At 59.6% G+C, this 12,549-nt stretch carries 16 protein-coding genes; 15 read left to right on the forward strand and 1 reads right to left on the reverse strand.

The genetic code is table 11. The annotated features are described in order from the left end of the window. Positions 1 to 144: 144 nt before the first annotated feature. A complete protein-coding gene (locus O3A94_03735) occupies positions 145 to 759 on the forward strand; it encodes a 5-formyltetrahydrofolate cyclo-ligase (protein ID MDA1355362.1) in 615 nt (204 codons plus the stop codon). After that, positions 756 to 1,568 (forward strand): TIGR00282 family metallophosphoesterase, encoded by an 813-nt coding sequence (locus O3A94_03740; protein ID MDA1355363.1) that lies wholly within the window; start codon positions 756 to 758, stop codon positions 1,566 to 1,568. Before O3A94_03735 ends, O3A94_03740 begins: the two co-directional genes overlap by 4 nt. Before the next feature lie 18 nt (positions 1,569 to 1,586). On the opposite strand, the gene O3A94_03745 is transcribed toward O3A94_03740, so the two are convergent. Further along, the gene (locus O3A94_03745) at positions 1,587 to 2,213 is read right to left on the reverse strand and encodes a protoglobin domain-containing protein (protein ID MDA1355364.1); all 627 of its coding nucleotides are present in this window, start codon (positions 2,211 to 2,213) and stop codon (positions 1,587 to 1,589) included. A 126-nt stretch (positions 2,214 to 2,339) separates the two neighbouring features. Here O3A94_03745 and O3A94_03750 point away from each other — a divergent pair, with 126 nt between their 5' ends. From O3A94_03750 to ybgF, 13 genes are all read left to right on the forward strand, one after another. Beyond that, the gene (locus tag O3A94_03750) at positions 2,340 to 3,128 is read left to right on the forward strand and encodes a methyltransferase domain-containing protein (protein ID MDA1355365.1); all 789 of its coding nucleotides are present in this window, start codon (positions 2,340 to 2,342) and stop codon (positions 3,126 to 3,128) included. A gap of 53 nt (positions 3,129 to 3,181) precedes the next feature. Beyond that, positions 3,182 to 3,493 (forward strand): Rap1a/Tai family immunity protein, encoded by a 312-nt coding sequence (locus O3A94_03755; protein MDA1355366.1) that lies wholly within the window; start codon positions 3,182 to 3,184, stop codon positions 3,491 to 3,493. 113 nt (positions 3,494 to 3,606) lie between these two features. Then, positions 3,607 to 4,356, forward strand: coding sequence for a YebC/PmpR family DNA-binding transcriptional regulator (locus O3A94_03760; protein MDA1355367.1), 750 nt, complete (start codon positions 3,607 to 3,609; stop codon positions 4,354 to 4,356). After that, positions 4,353 to 4,871 carry a crossover junction endodeoxyribonuclease RuvC gene (ruvC, locus tag O3A94_03765; protein MDA1355368.1) on the forward strand — a complete coding sequence of 173 codons (519 nt, stop codon included), beginning with the start codon at positions 4,353 to 4,355 and terminating at the stop codon, positions 4,869 to 4,871. Before O3A94_03760 ends, ruvC begins: the two co-directional genes overlap by 4 nt. A gap of 11 nt (positions 4,872 to 4,882) precedes the next feature. Then, positions 4,883 to 5,485: a Holliday junction branch migration protein RuvA gene (ruvA, locus tag O3A94_03770; protein MDA1355369.1), complete on the forward strand. Its 603-nt coding sequence runs from the start codon at positions 4,883 to 4,885 to the stop codon at positions 5,483 to 5,485. Next, entirely contained in the window at positions 5,482 to 6,534 is a 1,053-nt protein-coding gene (gene ruvB, locus O3A94_03775; protein MDA1355370.1) for a Holliday junction branch migration DNA helicase RuvB, read from the forward strand. The genes ruvA and ruvB overlap by 4 nt, the downstream gene beginning before the upstream one ends. Next, on the forward strand, positions 6,527 to 7,027 hold the full coding sequence (gene ybgC, locus O3A94_03780; GenBank protein MDA1355371.1) for a tol-pal system-associated acyl-CoA thioesterase: 501 nt from the start codon (positions 6,527 to 6,529) through the stop codon (positions 7,025 to 7,027). The genes ruvB and ybgC overlap by 8 nt, the downstream gene beginning before the upstream one ends. A gap of 3 nt (positions 7,028 to 7,030) precedes the next feature. Then, positions 7,031 to 7,768, forward strand: coding sequence for a protein TolQ (gene tolQ, locus O3A94_03785; protein MDA1355372.1), 738 nt, complete (start codon positions 7,031 to 7,033; stop codon positions 7,766 to 7,768). Positions 7,769 to 7,824: 56 nt separating this feature from the next. Continuing rightward, on the forward strand, positions 7,825 to 8,208 hold the full coding sequence (tolR, locus tag O3A94_03790; protein MDA1355373.1) for a protein TolR: 384 nt from the start codon (positions 7,825 to 7,827) through the stop codon (positions 8,206 to 8,208). Positions 8,209 to 8,213: 5 nt separating this feature from the next. After that, a complete protein-coding gene (locus tag O3A94_03795; GenBank protein MDA1355374.1) occupies positions 8,214 to 9,245 on the forward strand; it encodes a TonB C-terminal domain-containing protein in 1,032 nt (343 codons plus the stop codon). 205 nt (positions 9,246 to 9,450) lie between these two features. Further along, on the forward strand, positions 9,451 to 10,710 hold the full coding sequence (gene tolB, locus O3A94_03800) for a Tol-Pal system beta propeller repeat protein TolB (protein MDA1355375.1): 1,260 nt from the start codon (positions 9,451 to 9,453) through the stop codon (positions 10,708 to 10,710). Positions 10,711 to 10,909: 199 nt separating this feature from the next. After that, positions 10,910 to 11,464 (forward strand): peptidoglycan-associated lipoprotein Pal, encoded by a 555-nt coding sequence (pal, locus tag O3A94_03805; GenBank protein ID MDA1355376.1) that lies wholly within the window; start codon positions 10,910 to 10,912, stop codon positions 11,462 to 11,464. A gap of 35 nt (positions 11,465 to 11,499) precedes the next feature. After that, positions 11,500 to 12,546, forward strand: a complete 1,047-nt coding sequence (gene ybgF, locus O3A94_03810) for a tol-pal system protein YbgF (protein ID MDA1355377.1) — start codon at positions 11,500 to 11,502, stop codon at positions 12,544 to 12,546. Positions 12,547 to 12,549: the final 3 nt, after the last annotated feature.

Genomic DNA, 12,549 nt, shown 5'->3' on the forward strand with positions numbered 1-12,549 from the left:
TAACTTCCTCTAGGGAGCTGTCTCTGCCGAGACTGTGGTTTCGGTATGCGGCGCCCACCTGCCTTGCAGGCCTGGAGGAAACTTGCAGCGTGGCGGCTGCTGCGGCGCCGCCCACCTTCAATCCGACATGTGGTTTCTCTTGCCGTGAAAAGATCAGACGCCGTTTGGGAAGCCAAGAATGCGCTCCGGGAGTATGCCGGCGCTCGCCGGCGGCTCGCCCACCGCCAGAGTGGGCCAGGCGCCGGCGTCCGTGCCGCTGATCACTGCTTGGCCAATTTGCCGGTGCCTCCGGGCGCCATTATTTCGGGCTATTGGCCCATACGTGATGAATTCGATGTCATGCCGGTAATGCGCCGCCTGTCTGGCGCCGGCTATCGCTGTGCGCTGCCCTATGTCGACAAGAAGCGCCACGTCTTGGAGTTCCGTGAATGGCGGCCCGGCACGGTCATGCTCGAAGGTCCGTTCCGCATTCCCGAGCCGACCGAAAATGCCGCCCAACTAACGCCGACCCTCCTGCTGGTGCCCTTGCTCGCGTATGATTCAGATGGCTTTCGCCTCGGCTATGGTGGCGGCTATTACGACGGCGCGTTGGCCGATCTCAGAGCCGCTGGAGGGCCTGTCTTGGCAGTTGGCATGGCGTTTTCCGAGCAACTGGTCGAACACGTTCCGCATGGCGACAGGGACGAACGGATGGATTGGATCGTGACCGAACGCGGCGCCATGCTGTTTGCCGGTGAATCTCAAAAGGACGGTGAATGAGAATATTGATGTGCGGCGACGTGATGGGGCGCTCGGGACGCGATGTGCTGAATGCGCATCTTCCGGAGCTGCGCGAATCACTGAAGCTCGACTTTGTTCTCGTAAACGCAGAGAACGCGGCCGGCGGCTTCGGCATCACAGGTGAGATTTGTCGCACCCTTTATCAATTGGGTGCCGATGCCATCACCCTTGGTAATCACGCCTTTGACCAACGGGAAACCGCTTCTTACATAGAAAACGACGCCAAGCTCATTCGCCCGGCCAATTATCCGCCGGGCACGCCCGGACGCGGAAGCGGCCTGTTCCGATTGGCCGACGGGCGAAAGGTTCTGGTCATTCAAGTGATGTGCCGTCTATTCATGGACGCTATCGACGATCCATTCGCCAGTCTCAAGGCGGAGTTAGAGCCGTACCGCCTCGGCGCCAATGTGGATGCCATTCTGGTCGATATTCACGGCGAGGCGAGCAGCGAAAAGCAGGCGCTGGCCTATTTGGTCGATGGTCGCGTTTCAGTCGCCGCCGGCACACATACCCACGTGCCGACCGCGGATCATATGATCCTGCCGGGCGGCACCGGGTTCATGACGGATATTGGTATGTGCGGCGCCTATAACTCGATCATCGGCATGGAGATCGCGCCAGTCATCGAACGCTTTACGCGTAAAATGCCGGGCAAACGATTTACACCCGTCCTCGATGACGGCACGTTGGCGGCTATCTATGTAGAAACCGACGACGACACGGGCTTGGCCAAGCGCGTCGCACCGGTGCGCATTGGCGGCGTTTTGACTCCGGCCATGCCGGGTTGAACGCGCCTGGCGGAGAAATTATTTGCCCGCGCGCGCGGCGCTGGCGGTGGGCCTTAAGGCGGCTCTGGTGATGCCCTCGACGCCGCCCGGCAGCGCACCGCCGGGCCCCGCCGCAGGACCCGCAACTGCCGCTGCCGGGGTCTCCACAATCGTTGCCACGGCGCTCGCCATATCGATTTCGACGACGCGGTTTATCGCGCTCACGGTCGCCAACAAGCGCGCCGCATCATCACCGCAATGCTCGATCGCCAATTCAACCAACATTTTTAGCACATGGCCATAGGCGCCAAGATACCAGCGCGGCTCGAGGCCAGCCTTTTCATGTGCTTGGCCCATGCGGCTGACGCGGGCAAAATAGCCATCGTCAAACTGACAGGAAAACAGGTTCAACAGGTGCTGGCCCTGTTCCCGGCGGAGACACGCAATGCCCTCGGCGCTTTGGGTCAGCAGGCGCATCTCCGGCCAGGACGAAACATATTTCAGAAATTCGGCAATGACGTCGTCGATACGCTGCTCGACGACGGGGCGAAACTCGGCCAGAAGTTGACGCGCTCCAGCGTCAAGTTCGGGGTGCGCACGGCCCTCAATAAGGGCCGCGTCAGCCGTCGCTTCCGCCGTTTCGAAGGTCTTTGTTCGCGCCGCCATTTATCCTCCAGCGGGTAGAAGGCCGTGATCCGGCATCTTATGCCATAGTGGCAGCATGCCGGTCTGATAATATTTAACACCAAGCAAGGCCGTTCGAACAGATTCAACATAAGGAGACCCAACAGCGTGACGGAACATAGTGCGGCAAACAGTCAAAGCTGGGACGTAAAACTATATGATCAGTCTTTTGGCTTTATCTCAGAATTTGGTGCCGGGCTGGTCGAACTGCTGGCGCCAAGCCCAGGCGAGCGCATCATCGATCTCGGCTGCGGAATAGGCCAGCTCAGTGCCCAAATCGCGGCCCAGGGGTGCGAAGTCATCGGCATTGACGCCGATGCCGAGATGATCGCGACGGCGCGGCGGAAACATCCGGACGTTCAATTCATCTGTGCGGCGGGCGAAGATTTCGCGGTCGATGTACCGGTCGACGCAGTGTTCTCCAACGCAGCGCTGCACTGGATGAAGCAGCCCGAACCGGTGATCGCCAGCGTCGCGCGAGCGTTACGGCCGGGCGGCCGGTTTGTCGCCGAGATGGGTGCGCACCGCAACGTGATGACCGTTACCGAAGCGCTCTATCAAGCCCTGGCGGAGCAGTCGGTGGCGCGCGCGAAGGTCGAGTTTCCATGGTATTTTCCGCGCACCGGGGCCTATGTCAGCCTCCTGGAGGCGGGCGGCTTCGACGTCACGCATTTGCACTATTTTTCGCGCCCCACACCGCTCGACAATTGCCCGAACGGTTTAAGCGATTGGATACGCATGTTCGGGCAGAATTTTCTCGCCGCAACGCCGAGCGGTGGTGAAGCGCAACTGATGGCGCGTGCGGAAGAGTTGTGCCGCGATCGTCTTTGCACCGATGGCCGCTGGTTGACCGATTATACCCGCTTGCGATTTCGCGCCGATCGTTTTGACGGATAGGATGGAGGCATATGATTGTCACGCGTTTGTTGGCATGTTCCGCGGCAGCTGCTGTGGCAGCTTTTTTGATTTTCATCCCCGCGGCACCGGCTGTCGCCTATGACCCGACTACCGGCGAAGCGCTTCACCAGGCATGCGCCGGCGCCGCGCCGCATGTTTGCCTTTCCTATCTCGCCGGTATCATCGATATGCATGAAGCCGGCCTGTCAGGCGGAGAAGTGCAGCTGTTCTGCCCCGAGAACGCGCCGCCGGAGAAAGTCGGCCGCGGCGTCTGGCTATATTATGAGCAGCATCCCGACGCCCTGGAACAGCCAGCGGCCTTGGGTGCGGTTCACGCGCTGGCACTCATGTTCCCGTGTGAGTAGGCCGCAGCCGCCTAAATTCGGCCACATTGGGTGATTATTGCTAAGGCTGTGAAATTACACGGGATTTGGTATGCTAGAGAATCCAAGTCACTAAATAGAGTATCGAGGCAAGAATGTCCGGACATGCAAAATGGGCCAATATTCAACATCGCAAGGGGGCCCAGGACGCGAGGCGTGCCAAGCGCAACGAAAAACTGGTGCGCGAGATCATAGTCGCCGCGCGGCAAGGCGCGCCCGACCCTGAGCATAATGCGCGATTGCGTACGGCAATCATTGCCGCCAAGTCGCAAAGCGTGCCCAAGGAAAATATCGACCGGGTCCTTAAGAAGGCCCAAGGAGGCGGCGACGACGTCAATTTCGACGAGCTCTGCTATGAAGGTTTCGGGCCGGGTGGCATCGCCATGTTAGTCGATGCCGCGACCGATAACAGGAACCGCACCGCGGCCGAAGTGCGCTCGATCTTCAATAAATATGGCGGCGCATTGGGTGAATCGGGCAGCGTGAGTTACATGTTCGAGCGCATCGGTTCGGTCCACTACGCAAGCGATGCGGCGAGCGCTGACGAGATGTTCGAGGCCGCGCTCGAGGCCGGGGCAAGCAACTGCGAATCCGATGCTGACGGCCATGAGATTTCGTGCGCAATCGAAGATTTCGGCGACGTCAGCGACGCTTTGGGCGAACGCTTTGGGATACCCGAAGATGCCGGCCTGACCTGGAAGCCGCAAACCACCATTCAAATTGAAGAGGATGTAGCCGAATCCTTGTTTAAGCTGATGGAGGCCTTGGACGATTGCGACGATGTGCAGACTGTCTCGGCCAATTTCGAAGTCAGCGACGACGTGATGCAGAAGCTCTCGGCATGATCGGCGTGCGGCGTTTCATCGGCTTAGATCCGGGCCTGCGTGCAACGGGCTGGGGCGTAATTGAGGCCCAGGACAATCGTTTGCGTCATCTCGCCAATGGCACGGTGGCGACGGATCCGGATCTGGAAACCGCCGAGCGCCTGCGTCAACTTCATGACGGCCTGGCACGAATATTAGCCGAGTGGGCGCCCGACGACGCTGCAGTTGAAGAAACCTTCGTCAACCGCAATCCCCGCTCCACGCTCAAATTGGGTTTAGCGCGCGGCGTTGTGCTCTTGGCGCCGGCCCTGTTCGGCCTCCGCGTCGCCGAATATTCGCCCAATAAAATCAAGAAATCCGTGGTCGGTGCGGGGCATGCCGATAAAACCCAGGTCGGTGTTATGGTGCGGCATTTACTGCCCGGCTGCGATCCTGCGGACGCGGATGCCACCGATGCCCTGGCCGTCGCCATTTGTCATGCTCATCACGCCGCGACCGACGGCCTGTGGCCGTCCATTCGGGCTGCGGCCGTCTGAGGCGCCGTGCCATGATTGCAAAACTGAGCGGCAAGCTGGATTCAACCGGCGATGGCTGGGCGGTGATAGACGTCGGTGGCGTCGGATATTTGGTTTTTTGCGCCGGGCGCACTTTGTCCACTCTGCCGAGTCCTGGCGCCGCGATCTCACTGGAGATCGAAACCGTGGTACGCGAGGACCAGTTTAATCTCTATGGCTTCGTCGATGCCCATGAGCGCGAATGGTTCCGCCTGCTGCGCAAGGTGCAGAGTGTCGGCGCGAAAATGGCGCTTGCCATTCTTGGACTGCTGTCGCCGGACGATTTGTCGCTGGCCATAGCGGCCCGTGACCGCAGCGCTCTGACTAGGGTCTCGGGTGTCGGGCCCAAACTTGCGGACCGCCTGATCACCGAATTGAAAGACAAGACGCCCGTGGCCGGCATGGCCGTGGCGATGGGTTCCGGCACCGCTAGCGAACGCGGATCGCCGAGCGGCGACGCGGTTTCGGCGCTGGTCAATCTGGGTTATCGCCAAAGCGAGGCGTTTGGCGCGATCGCTGGCGCGGCGCGGATTCTCGGGGAGGGCGCCTCGATCGAAGCGCTGATCCAGGCCGGCCTCAAGGAACTCAGCGCATGAGCGATGATCGCGACGATCGCATCATGTCGCCAGAAGCTCACCAAGAAGACGGCGCAGAGATCAGTTTGCGGCCGCAGACGCTCGACGAATTCATCGGCCAGCCCAATATTTGCGAAAATTTGCAAATCTTCGTGACCGCCGCGCGGAGCCGCGGGGAGGCCCTTGATCACGTGTTGTTTTATGGCCCGCCCGGGCTCGGCAAGACGACATTGGCCCAGATTGTGGCGCGCGAGCTTGGCGTAGGTTTTCGCGCGACGTCCGGCCCCGTCATCGCGCGGGCCGGTGATCTTGCCGCGATCTTGACCAATCTTAATGCCCGCGATGTCTTGTTCATCGATGAAATTCACCGCCTAAATCCGGCCGTCGAAGAAATCCTCTATCCAGCGCTTGAAGATCGCCAGCTTGATCTGATCATCGGTGAAGGGCCGGCGGCGCGGTCGGTACGCATCGATTTGCCGCCGTTCACATTGGTTGGCGCGACAACTCGCACCGGGCTCGTCACGACGCCGCTTCGCGAACGCTTCGGCATTCCGCTGCGGCTGGATTTTTACGGCACCGATGATCTTGAGGAGATCGTCCGTCGCAATGCGATTAAATTGAATTTCAATCTGACCCAAGAAGGAGCACGGGAAATTGGCCAGCGCTCGCGCGGCACGCCGCGGATTGCCGTGCGTCTGTTGCGCCGTGTGCGAGATTTCGCTGCGGTCGCCGGGACAGTTCAGGTCGACGCAAAGTTAGCGGATGCCTCGTTGCGCCGCCTCGAGGTCGATGAGAGAGGCCTTGATTCTCTCGACCGGCGCTATCTGAGTTGTATTGGGAAAAATTACGCCGGCGGACCGGTCGGTGTCGAAACCCTCGCCGCGGCACTGTCCGAACAGCGCGATGCGCTCGAAGAGGTCATCGAACCGTTCCTCATTCAGCAGGGCTTTTTGCAGCGCACCTCGCGCGGCCGCGCGTTGACTGCTCATGGCTTTCGCCATTTGGGCATGGAAGTGCCCAAGCCGGAAAGCCCGCAGTTCGAGCTGATCGAGGAGGGCGGCGATGAGTAGCAACGCCGCAGCCGCCGCCCGTCCGCCGGCTTTGCAAAGTGCTGCCGCTGGACGCTTGGCCGGCGATGTTTTTATCTTTTCCTTGCGCGTCTATTACGAAGATACCGACGCGGCGGGGATCGTCTACTATGCCAACTATCTAAAATTCATCGAGCGTGCGCGCACCGAAATGATGCGCGCCGCCGGCATCGATCACAGCGGCATGCGCGAAGCGGATGGGGTTCTTTTTGTCGTTCGGCGCTGCACGCTCGACTATCGCCGGCCTGCGCGGCTTGATGATTTGCTCGAAATTCATACCCGTATCGTTGCCCTGAAAGGGGCGAGTTTGGAGGCCGAGCAAAGCGTTCTCAGGGACGGCGAAACGCTGGTGCACGCTAATTTGCGGCTCGCCTGCATCAAGGAAACTGGCGCGCCGGCGCGTTTCCCGCCAGATCTCCGATCCGCCCTGGAAGCTATGCAGCAGGGATCACGACCAGCAAAAACAGGTTCTTAAATTATGGATACTAATCTCGTTACCGCGATGGAATTAGGTGCAGGCGCCGTCTCGCATAGCCTATCTCCGTGGCAGCTGTTCGTTGAAGCCGACATCATCGTCAAGGCGGTCATTCTGCTGCTTATTGTGTGTTCATTCTGGAGCTGGGCGATCATCTTCGAGAAGGTGACACGCTATCGCCGGGTCACCCGGCAGGCAGCGGCCTTTGAGGCCATGTTCTGGTCCGGCGGATCGTTGCAACAGCTCTACGAAAATATACAGCAGCAGGCGACGCATCCGATGTCGCGGCTGTTCGAATCTGCGATGCGCGAATGGCAGCGCTTTTCATCAGGTGCCAATCCGCAACTCGATTCCACCCGCCTCGAGGGTCTGCAGCGGCGCATCACCCACGCCATGGACGTGACGCTCGACCGCGAACTCGATCAAATGCAGAAATATCTCGGGTTTTTGGCGACCGTTGGCTCGACAGCGCCGTTCGTCGGCCTGTTCGGCACGGTGTGGGGCATCATGAACAGCTTTCAATCGATCGCCGCCAGCAAGGACACGTCGCTGGCCGTGGTTGCGCCCGGTATTGCCGAAGCTCTATTCGCGACCGCGCTCGGATTGGTCGCGGCGATACCTTCGGTGGTCGCCTATAACAAGCTGAGCGGCGATCTTGACCGTTATAGCGGTCGCTTAGAATCTTTCGGCACCGAATTCCGCTCTTTGATGTCGCGCCAGCTTGAAGAGCGCGTCACCTGATGGGTGCCGATCTTCATTTGAGCGAAGGACGCAGGCGCCGACGCCACCGGGCGCCGATGAGCCAGATCAACGTCACGCCGTTTGTCGACGTGATGTTGGTGCTGCTGGTGATCTTCATGATCACAGCACCCCTTTTGACGGTCGGCGTGCAGGTGGATTTGCCGGAAACTGAGGCCGGGCCGATCAGTGGCGATGATGAACCGCTCGCCATCAGCATCACCAAGGACAATGTCATATACCTGCAGGAAACCGTGGTCGAACTGGGCGATCTGGTCGCGAAGCTGATGGCGATCTCGGAGCGCCGTACCGATACGCGGATATTCATGCGCGCCGATACGGACATTCCCTATGGCCGCGTTATGGAAGTGATGGGCACGATAAACCGAGCCGGGTTCAAGAAAGTGGCGCTCGTCACCAAGCTCGACAAAGGGGAAAAATAGACGCCATGGGCCGGCGCGGCTGGATATTTTCAGGGATCCTGCATGGTGGCGTAATCGCGGCGGCGGTGCTTGGCCTGCCATCTTTATTCCAGGGTGGTGATGAATTCGTGGAAGAAACGATTGTTGTCTCCATGGTGTCGGAAGAGGATTTGGTGGGCATCGACCGGAGCGAGTCCGAGCCCGAGCCCGCCGAACCTGTCGCCGAAGCCGCGCCTCAGCCCGAGCCAGAACCCGAGCCGGAACCGGTCGTAGAGGCGGCGCCGGAGCCACCGCCACCGCCGCCTGAGCGGGAACCCGAACCGATTGAGGTAAAAGCACCGGAGCCGCCGCCGCCGCCGCTGCCGCCCGAGCCAGAACCTGAACCGATCGAAGTAAAAGCACCGGAGCCGCTGCCACCGCCGCCCGAGCTGGAGCCCGAGCCTGAGTTGGCCGCGGTCACGCCGGAACCCCCGCCGCCGCCGCCAGAGGCTAAGCCCGAACCCGAACCGCCGAATGCCCCCCAGGCCACACCCGCCCCTCAAATCAGTGTGCCCAAGCCTCGCGCCAAGCCAGCGCCGGCACAGCCTAGCTTCGATTCGCTGCTGAAGAGCGTGGTCGAAGAAGAGCCTGAAAAGAAACCGCAGCCAGAGCCTGAATTCAACACGCTATTGGCAAATGTGGCGGACACGCCGCCGCCCAAGCCGAAGACCGAAACACGCGACCTGCCGCAGCGAACAAGTACAATGAAATTGGCACTGGCCAATCAGATTGCGGCGTTGATCAAGACCCGGGTGGAAGCGAATTGGAGCGTGCCGGCGGGCGTGCGTGACGCCGGCAATCTTGTGGTTACCATCCGTATCCGCTTGGGCCGTGACGGCGCCGTGCAAAGCGCCGAAATTCTCGACGCGAATTATGCCGAGGATCTGAATTTCCGGGCGATGGCGGAAAGCGCCCGACGGGCCGTCCAGAAGGCGAGCCCGATCAGGTCGTTGCGGAATTTTAGCGACGACTATAATGAATGGCGCGATGTCACGATGACATTTCGCCCGCCGGTATAAGATGCGATTATGACAGGCGCGATAATGACAGACGCGATGATAGCAATAGCGAGTTGGCAAGAGCGATGACGCAGCGGAGACGTAACGCATGAGTTGGCAGGCCCGCAGGGAACCAGGCAAGGCCACGATTTACAGTCGAGGTGTGCCGTCGTGCGCCATTGTCTGGCTGGTCGCGATATTTTTGTTGGCCATTGCCATTCCTCTGATGCCGGCGCGGGCAGAGCTGCGCGTCGATATCACGCGCGGGCAGGTAGAGCCGATGCCGGTCGCCGTTTCGGATCTATTCGGCGAATCTGAAGATGCGGCTAAATTTGGCCGCCGAATTGCCGAGGTCGTCGCGCGCAATCTCGAACGCTCCGGCCTGTTCCGCCCGATTGACCAGCGCGCCTATATTCAGCGCCCCGAAGCCATGTTGAGCGGGCCACGATTTGCTGATTGGCGTCAGATCAACGCCCAGGCGCTGGTGACCGGCAAAGTGCGGATCGTCGCCGGTGACAAATTGGAGGTCGAATTCCGCCTGTGGGATATATTTGCCGAACAGCATCTGGTGGGATTGCGGCTCGGCAGCGTCACGAGCCAATGGCGGCGCATCGCCCACAAAGTAACCGATGCGATCTATGAGCGGCTTACCGGCGAAGTTGGGTATTTCGATACCCGAATCGTCTACATCGCCGAAACCGGTCCGCTCGACGCGCGCATTAAGCGCCTCGCAATTATGGACCAGGACGGCGAAAATTTGCGTTTTCTGTCGGACGGCAAACAGCTGGTGTTGACGCCGCGCTTTTCACCGACCGCGCAGGAAATCACCTATCTTTTCTACGACAAAGGCATTCCGCGGGTATATTTGCGCAAGATCGATTCGGGGCAGCAGGAAGTGCTGGGTAATTTCCCCGGTATGACGTTCGCACCGCGTTTCTCGCCAGACGGCAACAGCGTCGTCATGACCTATGCGGCGGACGGCAATTCGGATTTATTCGAAATGGATTTGCGCAGCCGCAAAGTGCGGCGGTTGACCGACAATGGTGCGATCGATACTGCGCCTTCCTACTCGCCGGACGGTCAACAGATTACCTTCGAATCTGATCGTAGTGGCGAACAGCAAATTTATGTCATGGCGCGCGAAGGGTCGAAGGCGCGGCGCATTTCTTTCGGCAAGGGCCGCTACGGCACCCCGGTCTGGTCACCTCGCGGAGATTTGATTGCGTTCACCAAGAGCAATAAAGGCCGGTTTTCCATCGGCGTGATTAAACCGGATGGCACTGGTGAGCGTATATTATCGCAAGATTATCTCGTGGAAGGCCCGACTTGGGCGCCGAATGGGCGCGTGTTAATGTTTTTTCGGCAGAGTGAACGCAATCCAGACAGCTCGGAATTGGTCACAGTCGACATCACTGGCCACAATGAGAGAATATTGTTCACAACCACAGCGGCGTCCGACCCGGCTTGGTCGCCCTTGATCCCATGAATATCCAGAGTTATAAGTCTTCATTCTTATTTGGCCGATTCTTGAAAATATATAGGTAATACATATCGGCAATCATAAATAAGACCCTTCTGAACGCGTTTTTCTATAGGCTCGGCAAAACAGGCCGAAACTCGTACCGCGCGGTATGCGCCTCGTCTGAGCCATCGGCAATCTGAATCATATTTGAGGGAGCGACCTGATGTGGAAGAAAATTTTTGGAGCAAAACGGATACTGGCTTTGGCCGCCGTATTGCTAATTGTGGCAGCGTGCGAAAGCACGTCGGATGATACTGCCGCGACGGCGGGTGACGGCGACGCGACCTCGTCAGCGCAGAGCAGCGATTCCAGCGGCGGTGGTGACGTGAATGTTGCGACGGTCGATTCCTCGGCGCCCACCCCCGGGAGCCAGGAAGACCTCATGCAGAACGTAGGTGACCGTGTGTTTTTCGAATATGACAGTGCGGTTTTGACGCCTGACGGGCGGCGCACCTTGGAGCGCCAGGCCGAGTGGCTGCGTCTTTTCCCGGAGCACAATATCATGGTCGAAGGCCATTGTGATGAGCGTGGAACGCGCGAATATAACTTGGCACTCGGCGAACGCCGCGCCTCGGCGGCGCGCGATTATCTGATCGCGTTCGGCATGGACCCGGCGCGCGTGACCACCACCAGCTACGGCAAGGAACGCCCCTACGCGCTCGGGCATAACGAGGAATCTTGGAGCCTCAACCGGCGCTCGGTCACGGTGGTTAACTAACCGGGAGTTGTCGGCATAGCGGCAGGAACAGGCCGATGAAGGCGCTGAGAGCAGTTCTGCTATGCGGCGGACTGGTGATATTTCTCGCGCTTTCGCCGGCCGCCCATGCGCAAAACGAATCTGCGGTTCTGCGCAGCCAGATAGAACTTCTAAAAGGCAACCTTGCTTCGCTGTCCAAACAATTTCAGGACTTGCAGCAATTCGTTTTCACCAATAGTGGGGGCGAAGCGGGGGCGAACGGAGCCGCAGCATCGGTGGGCACGACGCCAGGCGCTGGTGACGGCTTTTCCAACCGGCGGTTAGCGATTGTCGAATCGCGGCTCGATCAGATCGATCAAAACGAGATGCGAAAGATCGAAGGCCAATTCGATGAGTTGCGAAACCTGATCGAACGCATGGACTCACGTCTCGAGAAGCTGGTAGCGGATGTAGATTTCCGTTTAACCGCACTTGAATCAGCACCCCGGGGGGCTTCTCAAACCACGGCTGGTAACGGCCAGGCCCCTGGCTTGTTGGATAGCACCGACAGTGATCTGACACGGCCCGGCGGCGCGAGCTCTCTTGTCGACCCCGATGATGGATATCAGCCATCTGGCAGCCCGCGCATTCTTGGCACGATTCCGCTGGAGGATGGCGTGGTCGAACCGTTCGCGCCCGAGCCCGAACAGACGGCGCATGCTTCGATCCTGCCAGACGGCACTCCGGAAGAACGATATAAATACGCCCTCGGCCTGCTGCGCAAAGCCCAATATGACGAAGCCGACCGCGTGCTCGGCGCTTTCATCGAAGTACATGGCGAACATCCACTGGCCGACAATGCTTCCTTTTGGCGCGGCGAAACTTTCTACGCCAGAAAGATGTTTGGCGATGCAGCGCGCATCTATGCGACCAATCTCCAGCTCTATCCCGAAGGCGGAAAAGCGCCCGACAATATGGTGAAACTGGGTATGGCGCTGGCGAATTTGGAGCGCACGAAGGAAGCTTGCCAAGCATTTGCAGAGCTTGACCGTAAATTTCCCGACATGCCGGCAAATGTGCGCCAAGCGGCGGATCGCGGGCGCAGCGCGGCAAGTTGCCCATAGCGG

The sequence above is a fragment of the Pseudomonadota bacterium genome, assembly GCA_027624955.1.
Classification (GTDB): domain Bacteria; phylum Pseudomonadota; class Alphaproteobacteria; order UBA828; family UBA828; genus PTKB01.

What these genes read in the sequence shown, in the direction of transcription:
- O3A94_03740 (MDA1355363.1), top strand. Translation starts at nt 756, where the DNA reads ATGAGAATATTGATGTGCGGCGACGTGATGGGGCGCTCGGGACGCGAT.
- O3A94_03745 (MDA1355364.1), bottom strand. Translation starts at nt 2,213, where the DNA reads ATGGCGGCGCGAACAAAGACCTTCGAAACGGCGGAAGCGACGGCTGAC.
- O3A94_03760 (MDA1355367.1), top strand. Translation starts at nt 3,607, where the DNA reads ATGTCCGGACATGCAAAATGGGCCAATATTCAACATCGCAAGGGGGCC.
- ruvC (MDA1355368.1), top strand. Translation starts at nt 4,353, where the DNA reads ATGATCGGCGTGCGGCGTTTCATCGGCTTAGATCCGGGCCTGCGTGCA.
- ruvA (MDA1355369.1), top strand. Translation starts at nt 4,883, where the DNA reads ATGATTGCAAAACTGAGCGGCAAGCTGGATTCAACCGGCGATGGCTGG.
- ruvB (MDA1355370.1), top strand. Translation starts at nt 5,482, where the DNA reads ATGAGCGATGATCGCGACGATCGCATCATGTCGCCAGAAGCTCACCAA.
- ybgC (MDA1355371.1), top strand. Translation starts at nt 6,527, where the DNA reads ATGAGTAGCAACGCCGCAGCCGCCGCCCGTCCGCCGGCTTTGCAAAGT.
- tolQ (MDA1355372.1), top strand. Translation starts at nt 7,031, where the DNA reads ATGGATACTAATCTCGTTACCGCGATGGAATTAGGTGCAGGCGCCGTC.
- tolR (MDA1355373.1), top strand. Translation starts at nt 7,825, where the DNA reads ATGAGCCAGATCAACGTCACGCCGTTTGTCGACGTGATGTTGGTGCTG.
- O3A94_03795 (MDA1355374.1), top strand. Translation starts at nt 8,214, where the DNA reads ATGGGCCGGCGCGGCTGGATATTTTCAGGGATCCTGCATGGTGGCGTA.
- tolB (MDA1355375.1), top strand. Translation starts at nt 9,451, where the DNA reads ATGCCGGCGCGGGCAGAGCTGCGCGTCGATATCACGCGCGGGCAGGTA.
- pal (MDA1355376.1), top strand. Translation starts at nt 10,910, where the DNA reads ATGTGGAAGAAAATTTTTGGAGCAAAACGGATACTGGCTTTGGCCGCC.
- ybgF (MDA1355377.1), top strand. Translation starts at nt 11,500, where the DNA reads ATGAAGGCGCTGAGAGCAGTTCTGCTATGCGGCGGACTGGTGATATTT.